Genomic DNA, 16,505 nt, shown 5'->3' with positions numbered 1-16,505 from the left:
CCGATGGGGGACGGAGGGGGCGAGCCGCGGATCGAGCGGCTGTCGTGCGCGCACAGGCTGTTCGGCCGGCTGGCGCTGGCGGACGGCGAGGTGGCCGGGATCGCCTATCTGGCGCGGGACCGGCGGGTGCTCGGCCTGCGGCTGGTGCGCGGCGGGCGCGACTGGGTGGATCTCGCACCCCGGAGGCTGGTGATCGACGCGCTGGGCTTCGGCGCGAGCGGTATCGTCGTCGCGCACAACCATCCGAGCGATGACGCCCGGCCGAGCGCGCACGACCTGGCGCATGCCCGGCGGCTGGCGCGCGCGCTCGAACCCATCGGCATCCGGCTGCTCGATCATCTGGTGGTGACGCGCGCCGGAATCACCAGCCTGCGCGCGAAGGGCCTGTTGTAGGGACTATTCGGGTGGCGCGGCGCCCGCCGCCGTGTTGGCGGTGTGGCACGGCTTGATCGCCTCCGGCGCGGGGCGTGGCCCCTGGGGGCGGAACATCGCCAGATAGCCGCCCGCCGACGGCATCGTCTGCTGCTCGACACGGACATAGCCGACCGCGGCGAACTCGCATTCGAGCAGGGCGGGCGGGGTGCCGTGATTCTGGGTCGACCGATTGGCGTCGACAACGATCACCAGCCCGTCCGGCTTCAGCGCGGGCCGCATGTTCCACAGGAACTTATAGGGCTGCTCGATCTCGTGGTACATGTGGACCATCAGCACGCGGTCGAAGCTGTTTTCGGGAAGCTCGGGGTCGTCCGGCTCGCCCAGGCGCACGCTGACGTTGTCGAGCTGCTCGCGGTTGACGCGCTGCGCCAGCGCGTCGCGCACCTCCGGGATGATGTCCTGCCCCAGCACGCGGCCCTTCGCGCCGACGCGGCTCGCCAGCCGGATGGTATAATAGCCTTCGCCGGCGCCGATATCGGCGACCGTCATGCCCGGTTCGATGCGGGCGCGGTCCATCACCGTCTCGGCCTCGTTCAGCCGGTCGCGGGCTTCCTCGGTCGACCAGCGGGCGCTGACGATCTTCGCGACCGGCCGGTCGGCGGCGGGGAAGCGAGGCTCCGCCGCCTGTTTGTTGGCGATGCCGACGGGCGCGCCGTCGCATCCTGCCGCCAGCAGCGCGAGACCAAGCGTCAGGACCGCGGCTGGCCTCAATCGACGTCCTCCACCTCGACCGCTTCGCCGGTCACGCGCTGCGACAGCGCGGCGGCCATGAAGGGATCGAGATCGCCGTCGAGCACGTCCGACGGCGCAGTGGAGGTGACGCCGGTGCGCAGATCCTTCACCAGCTGATAGGGCTGGAGCACATAGCTGCGGATCTGGTGGCCCCAGCCGATGTCGGTCTTGGTCGCGTTGGTCGCGTTGGCAACCGCCTCGCGCTCGGCGAGCTCGCGTTCGTAGAGGCGGGCGCGGAGCTGGTTGAACGCCTCCGCCTTGTTCTTGTGCTGCGATCGCTGGTTCTGGCACTGCACCACGATGCCGGTCGGCAGGTGGGTGATGCGCACCGCCGAATCGGTGGTGTTGATGTGCTGGCCGCCGGCGCCTGACGCGCGATAGGTGTCGATGCGCAGGTCGCTGTCGTTGACCTCCACCTCGATATTGTCGTCGATCACCGGATAGACCCATACCGACGAGAAGCTGGTGTGGCGCCGCGCCGACGAATCATAGGGGCTGATGCGTACCAGCCGATGCACGCCGCTTTCCGTCTTGGCATAGCCATAGGCGTTCTCGCCCTTCACCAGCAGCGTCGCGGACTTGATCCCCGCCTGTTCGCCGGCGTGATAGTCGATCAGCTCGACCTTCATGCCGCGGCGTTCGGCCCAGCGCGTGTACATGCGCTGCAGCATCTCGGCCCAGTCCTGGCTTTCCGTACCGCCGGCGCCCGAATTGATCTCGATATAGGTGTCGTTGGCGTCGGCCTCGCCGGCCAGCAGCGCCTTGACCTTGTCCGATTCGGCGCGCGTCGCGAGGGTGGCGAGGCTGGCGACCGCCTCGCTCTCCATCTCGGCGTCGCCCTCCGCCTCGGCCATTTCGATCAGCTCGACGGTGTCGTTCAGCTCGCTCTCGATGCTGCGCGTGGCGCTGATCGCCTCGTCGAGGCGGCGACGCTCGCGCATCACTTCCTGCGCGGCCTTGGGATCGTTCCACAGCGCCTGATCCTCGACGCGCGCGTTGAGCTCGTCGAGCCGGCGCAGCGCCTCGTCCCAGTTCAGGAAACGGCGCAGCAGCGCGAGCGCGTCGTTGATCGTAATGACATGAGCCTGCGCTTCGGCGCGCATGGTAAACTCCGAGAAACTGAAGGGTTGCCCCGTTACGTGGGTACTCGCCCTAGTAGATTCCGCCCTCACGCTGCAAGAAATCGCTGTCGCGCGGCCGTTCGGCCGGCGCCGCCTGCGTCGCCTGGGCCTTGGGCAGGTCGTCGGTCGCGCGGCGGGTGCGGCGTGGCTCGCTCTGCGGCTTGAACGCTTCCCAGATGACGCCCGCCTTGGGATCGGACGATGTCGGGAAGGTGCCATAGGCCGGCTGGCCGCTCGTGCGATCGATGCGGACCATGCGGATGCCGGCCGGCGCACGGAACGGCAGCACCTCCAGCCCCTCGAACGCCTTCTGCGCGAACGCCTTGAAGATCGGCGCGGCGAAGGTGCCGCCCTGAATGTGCCCGCCGAGGTTCGCCGGCGTGTCGAACCCGACGTAGATGCCCGCGACCATCTGGGGGATGCCGCCGACGAACCACACGTCGGTGGGGCCGTTGGTGGTGCCGGTCTTGCCCATGATCGGGCGGCCCAGGTCGCGCAGCACGGTGGCGGTGCCGCGCTGGATCACGCCTTCGGTGATGTGGACCATCTGGTATGCGGTCATCGCGTCGACCGCCTGGCGCCAGCGGATCGTCGGGCGAGGCATCGCCTTGCCATCCCAGTCGGCCGCATTGCAGCGTTCGCATGCCCGCCAGTTCTGAGGCCAGATCACCTGGCCCCGGCGGTTCTGGACGTAATCGACCAGCGTCGGATTGAGCGCGCGACCGTTGTTGACCAGGATCGAATAGGCGTTGGTCATGCGCAGCACGGTCGTCTCGCCCGCGCCCAGCGCGTAGGACAGATAGGGCGGATAGCGTTCGGTCGACACGCCCATCTTCTGGATCATGTCGGTAACGTTGCTCATGCCAACGGTCGCGGCTGTGCGCACCGTCATCAGGTTGCGCGATTGTTCGATTCCCCAGCGCATCGTGCGCGGGCCGGCGCCGCGCGCGCCGCCGAAGTTGCGGAAGCATTTCTTGCCCAGCCGCGAGCCCTGATCGACGCAGAAACTGTCATCCACGATGATCGAGGCGGGCGACATGCCGTTCGCCAGCGCGGCGGAATAGACGATGGGCTTGATCGTCGACCCCGGCTGGCGCCGTGCCTGCGTCGCGCGGTTGAACGAGCCGAGCCGGCTGTCGAACCCGCCCTGCATCGCCAGCACGCGGCCGGTGGCCGGTTCTTCTACCACGAAGCCGCCCGATACGCGCGGGATGCTGCGCAGCGTCCACTGGCTGCCGCCCGCCGGGGCGACCGCGATGATGTCGCCCGCCTTGAGCGCGGCGAAGGCGGTGCCGCCCTGTCCGCGTACCGGCATCTGGGCGTTGCCGCGCGGCAGCGTGCCGGTGTCGCCGTCGGCGAAGCCGACCCGTGCCGCGCCCTCGTCGCGCGAAATCACGATTGCCGCCTGCCAGTCCTGGTAATCGAGCCCGATGTTGGTGTTGACGAGCGCCTGCTGCCATCGATCGCCATCGATCTCCACATTGCGGATCGCGCCCGACCAGCCGCGCCCGGCGTCGTAGCGCAACAGGCCGGCGCGCAGCGCGTCCTGCGCATAGACCTGGAGTCGCGGATCATAGGACGTGCGCACCCACAGGCCACCCGAATAGACGCTGTACGGCCCATCCTTGTCGGTTTCGCCGAAGCGGCCGAGCAGCTGGCGACGCACTTCCTCGACGAAATAGCCGCCGGCGCGTTCGAACTTCGGCGTCTGGCGCGGCGCGGTGCCGAGCGGCGCGGCGACGGCGGCATCGCGCTGCGCCTGGGAGATGAAGCCGTTGCGCAGCATCTCGCCCAGCACCCAGTTGCGCCGACCGATCGCCCGGTCATAGCCGCGTTCCGGCGTATAGTTCGACGGCCCCTTGGGCAGAATCGCCAGATAGGCGAATTGCGGCAGGGTCAGCTGGCGCAGGTCCTTGTCGAAATAGGCGTGCGCCGCAGCCTCCACGCCCGCCGCGTTGCGGCCGAGCTCGATCTGGTTGAGATACAGCTCGAGGATCTGCTGCTTGGTCAGCGCATCCTCGATCTTGTAGGCGAGCAGGGCTTCGCGGGCCTTGCGGATATAGCTGACCTCGTTGCCGACCAGCAGGTTCTTGGCGACCTGCTGGGTGATGGTCGAGGCGCCGATCGGGCGCTTGTCGCTCTTCAGGTTGGTGATGAACGCGGCGACGATACCGGGGTAATCGACGCCCGAATGTTCGAAGAAGGTCCGGTCCTCGGCGGCGAGGAACGCCTTGACCAGCAGGTCGGGATATTCGTCGTAACTCAGCTGGACGCGGCGCAGCCGGGCATAGCTGTGGATCGGCATGCCGGCGCCGTCGCGCACCGTGGTGGGCAGCGGCGGTTCATAGGCGCGGAGCTTCTCGATCGACGGCAGGTCGCGCGCGACCATGAACCACAGGATCAGGATGCCGGCGAGGCCCGCGCCGGCCAGACAGGCGAGGATGCGCACCCAGCGTTTCGCCCACGCCCGGCGCAGCCGCCCGGGCTCCGTTCCGGGCTCGCGCTGCAGGCGCAGCCTCAGGTCGGTCGTGTCGGTATCGGCCATTGCGCGCGGGTTTAGCAGGTTGCGCGCGAGGGGGAAGATGGTTGCGGCGGGTCGCGCCGCCGACGCGCATCACTGCTCGGCGGTGATATCCTGGCCGGGTCCACCGCCGCCGCGCGAGGCGAGGCGCGTGGCAAAATGGACTTCCACCGCGCGGCGCACCGTTTCCGCCACCTTCTGCCGGCCGTCGCGCGAGTTGAGGAAATCGGCGTCGCGCTGGTTGGAGATATAGCCCGTCTCGAACAGGATGGACGGCACATCGGGCGCCTTGAGCACCAGCAGCGATGCCATGCGGTGGAAGCTCGCCTTGGTGGGGATCAGCGGTCTGGCCTCGCGGCCCAGCACGCGGGCGAAGCTGGCCGATGTGTTCATCGTCTCGCGCTGCGTCAGGTCGATCAGGATCGACGAGATGTCGGGCGTCGCCCCGCCCAGATCGATTCCGGCGAGCAGATCGGACTTGTTCTCGCGCGCGGCCAGGCGGGCGGCTTCCTTGTCCGACGCGATCTCGCTCAGAGTATAAACGGTCGCGCCGGTCGCGTCGGGATTGCCCGCGCTGTCGCAGTGGATCGAGATGAACAGCACCGCGCCCATCCGCCGCGCGACCTCGAACCGCTCGCGGTGGACGAGGTAGCGGTCGTCCTCGCGGGTCAGAGCGACGCGCGCGCGGCCCGAGGCGACCAGTTCGTCGCGGATCGCCTTGGCGACCTTAAGCGTCAGATCCTTTTCCTGAAGCTTGCCGTCGGGCGAGATCGCGCCCGGATCATGCCCGCCGTGGCCGGCGTCGATCACTACGAGCGGCCGGCCGGCGGCGCCCTCGACGCGCGGCAGGGGCAACGAGCGCGTCGCGGCGGGCACCGCCATCGCCACGCTGTGGCTGCGCGGGCGCGCGTCGGCGAGGCCGGGCGGGGCGAGAAAACTCAGGCGCCGCGCCACCGCCGCGCGGGCGAAGCGCGCGTCATCGACGGTGCGCAACTGGAGCGTCAGGGTGCGGCCGTCGGCTGCGAAATTGCCTTCGGTGACGATCGCCGGTTTCGCGAGGTCGAGCACGACGCGCGCGCCGCCATCCTGCCAGCCCTGGCGCACTCCGGCCACCGGCCCGGCTGCGTCGGCGCGCGCCCCGGGCCGCGCGCCCGCCACGTCGATCGCGATCCGTTGCGGCCCCGCCAGGACGAAGGCGCTCGCCTCCGCCACGCGATCGTCGAAGCGCAGGACGACCCGATCGCCACTGATGCTGATGTCGCGGATCGCGCCCGCCCAGCTCGGCACGCCCGCGAACAGGCCGGCGACGAGGGCGAGGAGCGTGAGCACGAACGACCTATGCCGCGTCGCCGCGGGAGCGGTCCAGACAAAAGACATGAACGAGGCAGTTCCCTTTGGTGTAGCCCCGTCCGCTAGCCGCCGGCTTGCCAAAACACGGTTGCGCTATGCGGTTAATTTGCCGTTCGGCATATATTTGCCGGCAATCCTGCAAGGACTTGCCGGACGGGCTTCAGAACGGATCGTCGAAGCCGCGGCGGTTGCCGGGGTGGCAGGACGATGCTAGGCACCCCAAGTCGGCGACAAGGGGGCATGCCGTGCGCACGCCTTCCGACCCCGTCGAAGATCGTCCGCGGCCGACCGGCCGCGCGCTAACTCAGGTTGACGCTGTCATGAGGCATATCCCGCTCCGCCTCCACCGAACCGCCCCCGGCGGTCGCGTGGGCGCGAGCGGCGCACTGGACCAAGGCTCCGTGCATGCACTGACAGCAGACGCATTCGTAACCATCGCTTTTTCATCCGCGACGCATCGGCCCCGGCCGGCATCGCGGGCTTCACAATCGCGCGCGCCACGCCCTCCCTACGGAGCGGCGCGCGCCCGGAGACTTTTTCATGACCATGCGTATGCTGATCGACGCCCGCCACCGGGAAGAAACCCGGGTGGCCGTCGTCAAAGGGAATCGAATCGAGGAATTTGATTTCGAGTCCGCCGAGCGCAAGCAGCTCAAGGGCAATATCTATCTCGCCAAGGTGACGCGCGTCGAGCCGTCGCTGCAGGCGGCGTTCGTCGATTACGGCGGGAATCGCCACGGATTCCTGGCGTTCAGCGAAATCCACCCCGATTACTATCAGATCCCCAAGGAGGATCGCGACGCGCTGCTGCGCGAGGAGGCCGAGCACGCCGCCGAGGAAGCCGCGCTGCGCGCCGAGGCCGAGGACGAGTTCCACGGTGACGAGGGCGGCGACGTCGAGCAGGCGCCCGACGATGATCTGGACGAGGACGAGGACGGCGAATCCGCCGAGAGCGATGCGGATGGCGACGAGGACGGCGAGGGCGATGGCGCTCCGCGTCGCCGCCGTCGCCGAGGCCACGCCAACGACAGCGCGGTCGATCAGCTTCGCGAGCGCAGGATGAATCTGCGCCGCCGCTACAAGATCCAGGACGTCATCCGTCGTCGCCAGGTGCTGCTGGTCCAGGTCGTCAAGGAAGAGCGCGGCAACAAGGGCGCGGCGCTGACCACCTACCTCAGCCTCGCCGGCCGCTACTGCGTGCTGATGCCGAATACCGCGCACGGCGGCGGGATCAGCCGCAAGATCAACAATGCCGGCGATCGCAAGCGGCTGAAGACGATCATGGCGGAGCTGAAGCTGCCGCCGTCGATGGGTTGCATCGTCCGGACCGCGGGCCTTCAGCGCACCAAGACCGAGATCAAGCGGGACTTCGACTATCTCGCCCGCCTGTGGGACGGCATCCGCGAAACGACGCTGGCATCGGCCGCGCCGGCGCTGGTCTATGGCGACAGCGACCTGATGAAGCGGGCGATCCGCGACATCTACAACAAGGATATCGACGAGGTGATCGTCGAGGGCGAGGAAGGGTATCGCCAGGCCAAGGAATATATGAAGCTGCTGATGCCCAGCCACGCGCGGCGGGTGAAGCATTACAGCGACCCGGTGCCGCTGTTCCAGCGCGCGCACGTCGAGGATCAGCTTTCGGCGATGTACCACCCGGTCGTCCAGCTCAAGTCGGGCGGCTATCTGGTCATCAACCCGACCGAGGCGCTGGTTTCGATCGACATCAACTCCGGCCGATCGACCCGCGAGCATAATATCGAGCAGACCGCGACCGCGACCAACCTGGAAGCCGCGCAGGAGATCGCGCGCCAGTTGCGCCTGCGCGACATGGCGGGGCTGGTCGTCATCGACTTCATCGACATGGATCACGGATCGAACGTCCGTAAGGTCGAGAAGGCGATGAAGGAGGCGCTGAAGGACGATCGCGCGCGCATCCAGGTCGGCCGCATCAGCTCGTTCGGCCTGATGGAGATGAGCCGCCAGCGCCTGCGCACCGGCGTGCTTGAGGCGTCGACCCGCCAGTGCCCGCATTGCGAGGGCACCGGCCTCGTCCGCACCGCGTCGTCGGCGGGTCTTTCCGCGCTGCGCATGATCGAGGACGAGGCGGCGCGCGGGCGTGGTTCCGTCATCACGCTGCGCGCCAGCCAGGAAGCGGCCTTCTACCTGCTCAACAGGAAGCGCGCCGAACTCGCCGAGATCGAGGACCGCTATGGCGTCACCGTCGAGGTGATGTCCGACGGCGAGGTCGAGGGCGCGCGCATGTCGGTCGAGGCGAGCGGCCCGCCGCCGGCGCACGCGCCGCGCTTCGATGCGCCGATGCAGGACTTCGACGACGATCTGCCCGAGGACGAGGATGACGAGGTCGAGGAGGACGAGGACGAGGGCGAAGACGAGCCGCGCGAGGCCCGCGCTCCGCGTCGCGAACGCGCCGAGGATGAGGGCGAGGGCCGTGGCCGCCGCCGCCGCCGCCGTCGCGGCCGTCGTGGCCGGAGTGGCGACGAGGGTGAGCGTGGCGATACCGACGCCGATGCCGATGCCACCGCCGAGGGCGAGGACGCCGAGGATGCCGCCGCCGCGCCCGAGGACGCGCCGGCCGTCGAGGTCGAAGCCGGAGAGGAAGGCAATGGCGAGGGTCGCAAGCGCCGCCGACGCGGCCGTCGCGGCGGTCGTCGTGGCGATAGCGCGCGGGACATCGACGGCGAGGCCGCCGATGAGGTCGCGGTCGATGCCGGCGAGGTCGAAGCCGAGCCGGTGAGCGAAGCGCCGGACGAGGTTGCCGTCGAGCCCGAGGCGCCGGTCAAGCCCAAGCGCACCCGCCGCCGCAAGGCTGATGCCGAGGCTCCGGCCGTTGCCGTCGAGCCTCCGGTCGAGGTCGCCCCCGAGCCCGTCGCCGAAGAAGCGCCGGCCAAGCCGAAGCGCACGCGCCGCAAGGCCGTCGCTGCCGAAGCGTCCGTGCCCGTCGTCGAGGCCGCCCCGGAAGCGGAGCCCGCCGCCGAAGCCCCTGAAGCACCGGTCGAGGAAGCGCCCAAGCGCCGCCGGACGACGCGCAAGAAGGCGGTGGCTGCCCCGGCCGAAGCCGAAACCGGCGTCACTGCGGAAGGCGACTCGGCTGACGCTGCTGCCGATATAGGCGCCGATGATGCCGAACTCGACGATGGCACCGGTACGCCGCGCCGCGGATGGTGGCAGCGGACCTTCGGTGCCTGATCCCGGAAGCCGTCCCGCCGCCCGTGCGGCGGGACGGCTTCAGGCGAGGTTCAGCCGCGCGGCGGCACGGAGCGCTGGCAATGGCGGGTAAGCGGATGATAGAGGCGATGCGCCGGGCGCTGGCCGCACTGGTGGTGGCCGCGATGCTCGCCGTCCAGCCGGCGCACGCCCAGTCGATGCTGCGCGACGCCGAGACGGAACAACTTTTCCATGACATGTCGGCGGACATCATCACCGCCGCCGGCCTGTCCCCGCGCAACGTCCGCATCGTGCTGCTGCGCGATCCCAGCATCAACGCCTTTGTGGCGGGCGGGCAGACCGTCTATCTCCACACCGGGCTGATCGATGCCGCCGACACCGCAAACGAGGTGCAGGGCGTCATCGCGCACGAGGTCGGCCATATCGCCAACGGCCACATCGTCCTGCAGGACGCAGGCTTCAAGGGCGCGATGGGCGTCTCGCTGCTCAGCCTGGTGCTGGGCGTCGCGGCGATCGCGGCCGGCGCGGGGGATGCCGGCGCGGGCATCCTGGCCGCCGGGCAGCGCGCCGCGATGGGCAAGTTCCTGGCCTTCACCCGCGTGCAGGAATCGAGCGCGGATGCCGCCGGCGCGCGCTACCTGGCGACTGCCGGTATCACCGGGCGCGGGCTGCTGACCTTCTTCAAGAAGCTGCAGAACCAGGAATATCGCTATGCCATCACCCAGAGCGAGGGGAGCTACGACCGCACCCACCCGCTGTCGGGCGAGCGGATGGCGGCGCTGGATCAGGTGACGCGCGGCGCGCCCAACTGGAACACGCCGTCCGATCCGGGCATCGAGGCGCGGTTCAAGCGGGTGCAGGCGAAGCTGCGCGGCTATGTCAACGATCCGCGCCAGACACTCGTCAAATATCCGCTCAGCGACCGGTCGGTGCCGGCGCATTACGCGCGCGCCTATGCCTATCATCTGTCGGGTTACCCGGATCAGGCGAAGGCGGAGACGGCGGCGCTGGTCAAGGCGCTGCCGCACGATCCCTATATCCTCGAACTCCAGGGCCAGATCGTCATGGAGGGTGGTGACCCCAACGGCGCGCTAGCCCCGCTGCGCGAAGCGACCAGGGCGTCGCGCGACGCGCCGCTGATCGCCACCACATTCGGCCACGCGCTGGTCGCGACCGACGATCCGGCCAACCTGCCGGAGGCGGAGAAGGTGCTGCGGCTGGCGGTGCAGCGCGATGCCGAGAATCCCTGGGCCTGGATCCAGCTTGGCACCGTCTACGAACGCAAGGGCGATGTGCCGCGCACCGCGCTCGCCACCGCCGAACGCGCCAATCTGACCGGCGATACGCGCACGGCGCTCGCGTCGTCGCGGGCGGCGCTGGCGGGCCTGCCCAAGGGCACATCGGACTGGATCCGCGCACAGGATATTTTGATGGTCTCGCAAACCGCCTGGGAAGACGAACGACGGCGGGAGCGGCGGCGGTGACGATCCGACCCTGGATTTTCGCCCTGCTGCTGCTGGCGGCGGGGGCGCTGGGCGGCGCGGCGGCGTTCGGCCTGCAGATGCTGCGTCCGGCGACGGGCGACGTGCGCGGCTACCTGCTGGCGAACCCCGAGGTGATCCCCGAGGCGATGACGCGGCTACAGGAGCGCGAGACGGGCAAGTTGGTCGCGCAGCACCGTGCCGCGATCTTCGATCCGTGGCCCGGCATGATCGCGGGCAACCCGCAGGGCGACGTTACCGTCGTCACCTACATGGACTATGCCTGCGGCTATTGCCGCGCCAGCCTGCCCGAGATCGAGCGGCTGATCGCGTCGGACAAGGGCGTGCGGATGGTCTATCGCGAGCTGCCGATCCTGTCGGCGGAAAGCCGCACGGCCGCCGCCTGGGCGCTGGCGGCGGGGCAGCAGGGCAAGTTCCTGGCGTTCCACAACGCATTGTTCGCCGCCGGGCGGCCCAGTGACGCGACGATCGCCGAGGCGGCCGCCAAGGCCGGACTGGACATCGCCGCCGCCCGCGCCGCTGTGGGATCGCCGCAGGTGGCGGCAGAGCTTGACAGGAACCTGCGCACCGCCGGCGCGGTAGGGATCACCGGCACGCCCGCCTGGGTGATCGGCGACCGCGTCATTTCCGGCGCGATCGGCGAGGATCAGCTGCGCGAGGCGGTGAAGGCCGCGCGCGCCAAGGGCTGACGTCCGGCCGAGCGGCCCGTCAGTGGCGGTGGCCGCTCGACGGATAGACGACGCGGCCCAGCCCCTTGCGTTCGAAGGGCACGAATTCCCCTTCCGCCAGCGCGAGGCGATCGGCGACGGCGTGGAGCACGGCAGGGTTGACGCCCAGCCCGCAATGACTGCCATAGACCTCGATATTGTCGGTCGTGTCGCATTCGCCCTCGCGGCAATTCTGCCACGCGACGATGCCGTCGGCCTTGGTGAAGATCGCGGTGGTCGGCACCGGCGGGGCGACCGCGCTCTGCGCGCGCAGGCGGGTGGTCGTCTCGCCCTCGATACGGTCGCCGGTCAGCGCTTCATAGGTGCGCCACACGTTCGATGCCTTCGGGTCGCCGCCGAAGGGGGAGCCGAGCGTGATGACCTGCCGCACCAGATCGGGCCGCCAGTTGGCGAGCAGCCGCGCCATCACGCCGCCCAGGCTCCAGCCGACCAGGCTGACCTTCTGGCCGGTGGCGGCGTGGATTTCCTCCAGCCGCGCGATCAGCTTCTCGCCCTCGCGCCCGATCGCCTTCGGCCCCAGGTTGCGGCCGAGGTTCCAGCTGTGCGCGTCATAGCCCTTGGCGGTCAGGAAGCGGCGCAGGATGCCGGTCGACACGTCGCTGGTGATGAAGCCGGGCAGTACCAGCACCGGATGGCCGTCGCCGCGCGGACCCGCCATCAGCGCGGGCAGCGCCCACGGCAGCGTCGACAGCTCGAACAGCGCGCGCGGCAGCTCGGTCAGCGCCAGGAACTTAGACGGTGCAGGCACCGTATCGCCATCTGTCATCGCCAAATCTGTATCCTTCCGATTGCTGCGCCGCGACATAACGGTTCACAGCCGCTGTTCTTTCCCTCACCTCAACCCGTTCGCCCTGAGCTTGTCGAAGGGCTGTCCTTCTTTCGCACCGCGTACCTGTCGCTCGAAGAAAGGCAGGGCTTCGACAAACTCAGCCCGAACGAAATGTTTGAAACGCTCATTCCCCGAACGCCGCCTGACGTTCGGCCATCCGCATCATGTCGAGGCTGAGGATGGCGATGTCGTGAAGCTGCCCGCGCCGGTCGATCGCCTGGTCGCGCAGCATAGCCTCGCCGCGAAAGCCGTGGGTTTCGAACAGTTCGATCGCGGACGACTGGTCGGGCGTCATCTTCGCGGCCAGCTTGCGCAGCCCGCGGGCTTCCGCCAGCCGGATGATTTCGGAAAGCAGCGCACGGCCCACGCCGCGCCCGCGCGTGTCGCTCGCCACCAGCACGCGCACTTCGCCGACATGGCCCGACCAGCCGAGAGGATCGCGCACCAGCGCGGCCGAGCCGAGGATACGGCCGTCCTCCTCGAACAACAGGCTGTCGATATCCCCCTCGGCGACTGCCGCTGCCCACGCCTCGATCACCCGTGGGTGGCGCAGGTCGCGGCCGAGGAACAGCAGGTCGTGTTCGGGCAGGCCCTGCGCGAACGCCAGCATCGCCGAGCGATCATCGGGGGCGAAGGCGCGGATCACAGCGACCGCCCCTGAAGCCACTGGTCGAGGCGGGGCCACAGCCGCTTCTGCGCGTTGGCGCCGGCGACCAGGCTGACGTGCCCGCCCTTGAGCACGATCTCCTCCTTGTCCGCAGATCCGATCTTGCCGATCAGCGGCGCGGATACGGCTTGCGGCACGATATGGTCGTGTTCCGCGACGACATGCAGGAAGGGCAGGGTGATCGCGCCCAGATCGACCGGCCGCCCGGCGACTTCCATCGTGCCCGTCATCAGGCGATTGTCCCACATCAGCTGCTTGGTCATCTCTCGGAAATATTCGCCGGCCAGCGGCAGCATGTCGGCGGCCCAGCGATCGAACATGCGATAGCCCTTCACATATTCGTCGTTCCATAGATTGTCGTAGAGCCGAATGTTGCCTGCCAGCCGCGCGCCGGGGCGCAGCATGTCGAACGCCGAATAGAGCATGTCGGCGGGGCATTGCCCGAACGCGTCGACCAGCCGGTCGACGTCGAAGAAGCGGCGGTCGGCCCAGGCCTGGAACATCTCCATCGCGTGGAAATCGACCGGCGTGGTGAAGCAGACGAGGTTGCGCGCCGGCCCGTCGGCATGGAGCGCCGTGTAGAGCAGCGACAGCACCCCGCCGAAGCAATAGCCGACGACCGTCAGGTCATCCTCGCCGGTTTCCTCCAGCACCCGCGCGACGGCGGCGGGCAGGAAATCGAGCACATAATCCGCCATGCCCAGCCGTCGTTCGTCGGTGCGTGGCACGTCCCAGTCGAGCATGAACACGTCGTACCCGGCGTTCAGCAGGAACTCGACCAGGCTCTGCCCCGGCACCATGTCGAAGATATAGCCGCGGTTGGTGGTCGCCATCACGAGCAGCAGGGGCGTGCGGTACACCTCGTCGCTCGTCGCGCGATAGTGATACAGCTGCATCGTGCCGCGACGGATCAACACGTCCTTCGGGGTGGCGCCAAGTACCGGGGCGGACGAGGCGAAATAGCCCAGCCCCTTTATGTTGCGCGCCATCGCGCGCTCGAACTCGCGGGAAGCGGCCGCGACCGGATCATCGGCGGTCGCCGTCTGGCTCAAGCCTTGTCCTTGCCCGGCGTCCTGGTCCGCGCCGGTTTGGGCCGCGCGGGCGCATCGTCACCGGCGAGCCTGACCAGCAGCCCCTCGATCCGCGCCAGCCGGTCCTCGACACCGGCGAGTCGCTCGGACAGGCCCGACACCTCCTCGCGGCTCGGCATGTTGTAGGCGGCGAGCGCGCGGCCCATCGCCTCGCGCGTCGCTTCCTGCACCTGCGCGGTGGCGGTGGTCGCCGCCCCCATCGCACGCGCGGCCTCTGGCGTGCGCATCGCCTGGCCGCCGAACTGGTTGGCCATCGTCTCCCACTGGCCCAGCATGTCGCGGAAGAAGCTTGCGGGATCGGACGTCATGGACGCGATGTTGCGCGGGTTTTGCCGCACCCGTCAAGCGCGGCAATGTTGACGCTATGTTGACGCTACGGCCGCGCGGGGATCGTCCACATGTAGATGGTGTTGCCTTCCACCTCGCGGGTCTGTTCGGGCATCCAGTCCCCCATGTCGAAGGCGTGGCTGACGATCCTCGTGCCGGGTTTCAGCTCGGCGAGCAGCTTGGGCTTCAGCTTCACGTTGAGCGACGGCAGCAGGTAGAGCGTCACGACGCTGGCGTCGCTGAAATCGCTGGTGAACAGATCGGCCTGCCTGATCGTGACGAGACTGCCGACGCCGTTCGACTTCACGTTCGCGTTCGCCTCGGCGATACGCTCTGGATCGATGTCGATGCCGGTCGCGCGGATACCGTAGCGCTTGGCCGCGGTCACCGGGATGCGGCCGTCGCCGCTGCCCAGGTCGTAGAGCACGTCGCCTTTCTTCACGCCAGCCATCTCGAGCATCGCGTGGACCACCGGCTGCGGCGTCGGGACATAGATCACGTCGGGCGTGCGTGAGGCGGCGGAGGTTGGCGCCGCCGTCGGTGCGATCTCCTGCGCGGGCTGGGCCTGCGCGCAGGCCATTGCCGACGTCATCAGCGCCAGCGTGCCGAACAGCTTCAGGGTCTTCATGGCTCGATCTCCGGTTGCGGGGGGCGGGGGGTGAGGAAGGGGAGCAGCAGCGCGCCGGCCGCGACCACGCCGACGCCGACCAGCGCGCCCCAGCCGGTATAGGCGAGGCTCGACCAGAGCAGATACGCGTTGGCGGCGCAGAACAGCAGGGGGACGACGGGATAGAGCGGCACGCGGAACGGCCGCTCGCGCGCGGGATCGCGCCGGCGCAGCACGAACAGCGCGATGCCGCTCAAGAGGAAGAAGCCCCAGAAGACCGGGGCGGTATATTCCACCGCGAGCTGGAATCCGTCGCGCGCGAACACCCCGGCGCCGACCAGCGCGAGCGCCGCGAGACCTTGTACCGCAAGCGCGTTGCGCGGCGATCCGCTGGCGGCGTGCCAGGCGCCGAGCCGCCCCAGCGCGGGTATGTCGCGGCCCAGTGCATAGGCGCCACGCGCGCCGGTGATCGCGGTGGCGTTGGCGGATGTCAGCGCGGCGATCGCGACGGCGACGGCGATCAGGCCCGCGCCGGACGGTCCGAAGGCGGCGCCCATGACGTCGGCCGCCACCGCCTGCGACCGGCCGATGCCGCCCAGCCCGAGCGCGCGCAGATAGGCGAGGTTGGCGAGCAGGTAGAGCGCGGTCAGGATGCCGAGACTGATGAACAGCACCGGCACCACCCTGCGTCCGCCGCCGCGCAGTTCGGCCGAGACATAGGCCGCTTCGTTCCACCCGCCGAAGGTGAGCAGCACGAACACCATCGCCAGCCCGATCGACAGCGTCGGATCGGGCGCGGGCAGCGCGGCCGCATCGACGCCGGGCGCCAGGAACAGGCCCGCGACGATCACCATCGCCAGCCCGGCGACCTCGACCAGCGTCAGCCAGCGCTGCGCGCCCGCGCCCGCCTGCACGCCCGCCCAGTTGACTGCGGTTACCGCGACGACCGCGATCGCCGCCCAGATCGCCGGCCCCTGCGGGCCCAGCGGCACGATCACCGCGATATAGTCGCCGAACACATAGGCGAGCACCGCGATCGACCCGGTCTGGATCACCGCGAGTCGCGCCCAGCCGTAGAGGAAAGCGAGCCGCGATCCGAACGCGCGGCCGAGGAAGTGATAGTCGCCGCCCGCATCGGGATAGGCGGCGGCGAGTTCGGCGTAACAAAGCGCTCCGATCAGCGCGATCGCGGCCCCGGAGACCCATAGCAGCAGCATGATCTCGCCGCTCGCGCTGCCCTGCGCCACCAGCGAAGGCGTACGGAAGATGCCCGCGCCCAGCACGATCCCGACGACGATCGCGACGCCGTCGCGCAGCCGCAGCGTCTGGCGGGGATATGGGTCGTCGTGCCGGCGATCCATCGGCGCACTGCTCCGCTAGCTTGGGGTGCCTTGGGCAACGCGCCA

The 16,505-nt window shown here is 69.2% G+C and carries 14 protein-coding genes; 4 read left to right on the top strand and 10 right to left on the bottom strand.

Going from position 1 to position 16,505, the window contains the following annotated elements; genetic code table 11:
• The first annotated feature begins 3 nt into the window (after positions 1 to 3).
• Entirely contained in the window at positions 4 to 393 is a 390-nt protein-coding gene (locus VYI76_RS12260; RefSeq protein WP_326525014.1) for a JAB domain-containing protein, read from the top strand.
• A 3-nt stretch (positions 394 to 396) separates the two neighbouring features.
• Here VYI76_RS12260 and VYI76_RS12255 read toward each other — a convergent pair whose 3' ends face one another.
• The 4 genes from VYI76_RS12255 to VYI76_RS12240 form a co-directional block, all read right to left on the bottom strand.
• The gene (locus tag VYI76_RS12255) at positions 397 to 1,146 is read right to left on the bottom strand and encodes a class I SAM-dependent methyltransferase (RefSeq protein ID WP_326525013.1); all 750 of its coding nucleotides are present in this window, start codon (positions 1,144 to 1,146) and stop codon (positions 397 to 399) included.
• Positions 1,143 to 2,270, bottom strand: coding sequence for a peptide chain release factor 2 (prfB, locus tag VYI76_RS12250; protein WP_326525012.1), 1,128 nt, complete (start codon positions 2,268 to 2,270; stop codon positions 1,143 to 1,145). The genes VYI76_RS12255 and prfB overlap by 4 nt, the downstream gene beginning before the upstream one ends.
• Positions 2,271 to 2,319: 49 nt before the next feature.
• Positions 2,320 to 4,833: a penicillin-binding protein 1A gene (locus VYI76_RS12245; RefSeq protein ID WP_326525011.1), complete on the bottom strand. Its 2,514-nt coding sequence runs from the start codon at positions 4,831 to 4,833 to the stop codon at positions 2,320 to 2,322.
• A gap of 69 nt (positions 4,834 to 4,902) precedes the next feature.
• Positions 4,903 to 6,186, bottom strand: a complete 1,284-nt coding sequence (locus VYI76_RS12240) for an N-acetylmuramoyl-L-alanine amidase (RefSeq protein ID WP_443018933.1) — start codon at positions 6,184 to 6,186, stop codon at positions 4,903 to 4,905.
• Positions 6,187 to 6,699: 513 nt separating this feature from the next.
• Between VYI76_RS12240 and VYI76_RS12235 the strand changes: the two genes are divergently transcribed.
• From VYI76_RS12235 to VYI76_RS12225, 3 genes are all read left to right on the top strand, one after another.
• The gene (locus VYI76_RS12235; RefSeq protein ID WP_326525009.1) at positions 6,700 to 9,369 is read left to right on the top strand and encodes an Rne/Rng family ribonuclease; all 2,670 of its coding nucleotides are present in this window, start codon (positions 6,700 to 6,702) and stop codon (positions 9,367 to 9,369) included.
• 80 nt (positions 9,370 to 9,449) lie between these two features.
• On the top strand, positions 9,450 to 10,832 hold the full coding sequence (locus VYI76_RS12230; RefSeq protein ID WP_326525008.1) for a M48 family metalloprotease: 1,383 nt from the start codon (positions 9,450 to 9,452) through the stop codon (positions 10,830 to 10,832).
• Positions 10,829 to 11,539: a DsbA family protein gene (locus tag VYI76_RS12225; RefSeq protein WP_326525007.1), complete on the top strand. Its 711-nt coding sequence runs from the start codon at positions 10,829 to 10,831 to the stop codon at positions 11,537 to 11,539. The genes VYI76_RS12230 and VYI76_RS12225 overlap by 4 nt, the downstream gene beginning before the upstream one ends.
• Before the next feature lie 19 nt (positions 11,540 to 11,558).
• Here VYI76_RS12225 and VYI76_RS12220 read toward each other — a convergent pair whose 3' ends face one another.
• The 6 genes from VYI76_RS12220 to VYI76_RS12195 form a co-directional block, all read right to left on the bottom strand.
• The gene (locus VYI76_RS12220; RefSeq protein ID WP_326525006.1) at positions 11,559 to 12,344 is read right to left on the bottom strand and encodes an esterase/lipase family protein; all 786 of its coding nucleotides are present in this window, start codon (positions 12,342 to 12,344) and stop codon (positions 11,559 to 11,561) included.
• A gap of 187 nt (positions 12,345 to 12,531) precedes the next feature.
• Positions 12,532 to 13,053: a GNAT family N-acetyltransferase gene (locus VYI76_RS12215; protein WP_326525005.1), complete on the bottom strand. Its 522-nt coding sequence runs from the start codon at positions 13,051 to 13,053 to the stop codon at positions 12,532 to 12,534.
• A complete protein-coding gene (locus VYI76_RS12210; RefSeq protein ID WP_326525004.1) occupies positions 13,050 to 14,126 on the bottom strand; it encodes an alpha/beta fold hydrolase in 1,077 nt (358 codons plus the stop codon). The genes VYI76_RS12215 and VYI76_RS12210 overlap by 4 nt, the downstream gene beginning before the upstream one ends.
• Entirely contained in the window at positions 14,123 to 14,473 is a 351-nt protein-coding gene (locus VYI76_RS12205) for a hypothetical protein (protein WP_326525003.1), read from the bottom strand. The genes VYI76_RS12210 and VYI76_RS12205 overlap by 4 nt, the downstream gene beginning before the upstream one ends.
• A 65-nt stretch (positions 14,474 to 14,538) precedes the next feature.
• Positions 14,539 to 15,120: an SAM-dependent methyltransferase gene (locus VYI76_RS12200; RefSeq protein ID WP_326525002.1), complete on the bottom strand. Its 582-nt coding sequence runs from the start codon at positions 15,118 to 15,120 to the stop codon at positions 14,539 to 14,541.
• Positions 15,117 to 16,460, bottom strand: coding sequence for an APC family permease (locus VYI76_RS12195; protein WP_326525001.1), 1,344 nt, complete (start codon positions 16,458 to 16,460; stop codon positions 15,117 to 15,119). The genes VYI76_RS12200 and VYI76_RS12195 overlap by 4 nt, the downstream gene beginning before the upstream one ends.
• Positions 16,461 to 16,505: the final 45 nt, after the last annotated feature.

The sequence above is a fragment of the Sphingomonas sp. genome (assembly GCF_035910975.1).
GTDB lineage: Bacteria > Pseudomonadota > Alphaproteobacteria > Sphingomonadales > Sphingomonadaceae > Sphingomonas.
This window is presented reverse-complemented; position numbering and strand designations above follow the sequence as displayed.

What these genes read in the sequence shown, in the direction of transcription:
- VYI76_RS12240 (WP_443018933.1), bottom strand. Translation starts at nt 6,186, where the DNA reads ATGTCTTTTGTCTGGACCGCTCCCGCGGCGACGCGGCATAGGTCGTTC.
- VYI76_RS12205 (WP_326525003.1), bottom strand. Translation starts at nt 14,473, where the DNA reads ATGACGTCCGATCCCGCAAGCTTCTTCCGCGACATGCTGGGCCAGTGG.
- VYI76_RS12235 (WP_326525009.1), top strand. Translation starts at nt 6,700, where the DNA reads ATGACCATGCGTATGCTGATCGACGCCCGCCACCGGGAAGAAACCCGG.
- VYI76_RS12245 (WP_326525011.1), bottom strand. Translation starts at nt 4,833, where the DNA reads ATGGCCGATACCGACACGACCGACCTGAGGCTGCGCCTGCAGCGCGAG.
- VYI76_RS12200 (WP_326525002.1), bottom strand. Translation starts at nt 15,120, where the DNA reads ATGAAGACCCTGAAGCTGTTCGGCACGCTGGCGCTGATGACGTCGGCA.
- VYI76_RS12230 (WP_326525008.1), top strand. Translation starts at nt 9,450, where the DNA reads ATGGCGGGTAAGCGGATGATAGAGGCGATGCGCCGGGCGCTGGCCGCA.
- VYI76_RS12220 (WP_326525006.1), bottom strand. Translation starts at nt 12,344, where the DNA reads ATGACAGATGGCGATACGGTGCCTGCACCGTCTAAGTTCCTGGCGCTG.
- prfB (WP_326525012.1), bottom strand. Translation starts at nt 2,270, where the DNA reads ATGCGCGCCGAAGCGCAGGCTCATGTCATTACGATCAACGACGCGCTC.
- VYI76_RS12260 (WP_326525014.1), top strand. Translation starts at nt 4, where the DNA reads ATGGGGGACGGAGGGGGCGAGCCGCGGATCGAGCGGCTGTCGTGCGCG.
- VYI76_RS12195 (WP_326525001.1), bottom strand. Translation starts at nt 16,460, where the DNA reads ATGGATCGCCGGCACGACGACCCATATCCCCGCCAGACGCTGCGGCTG.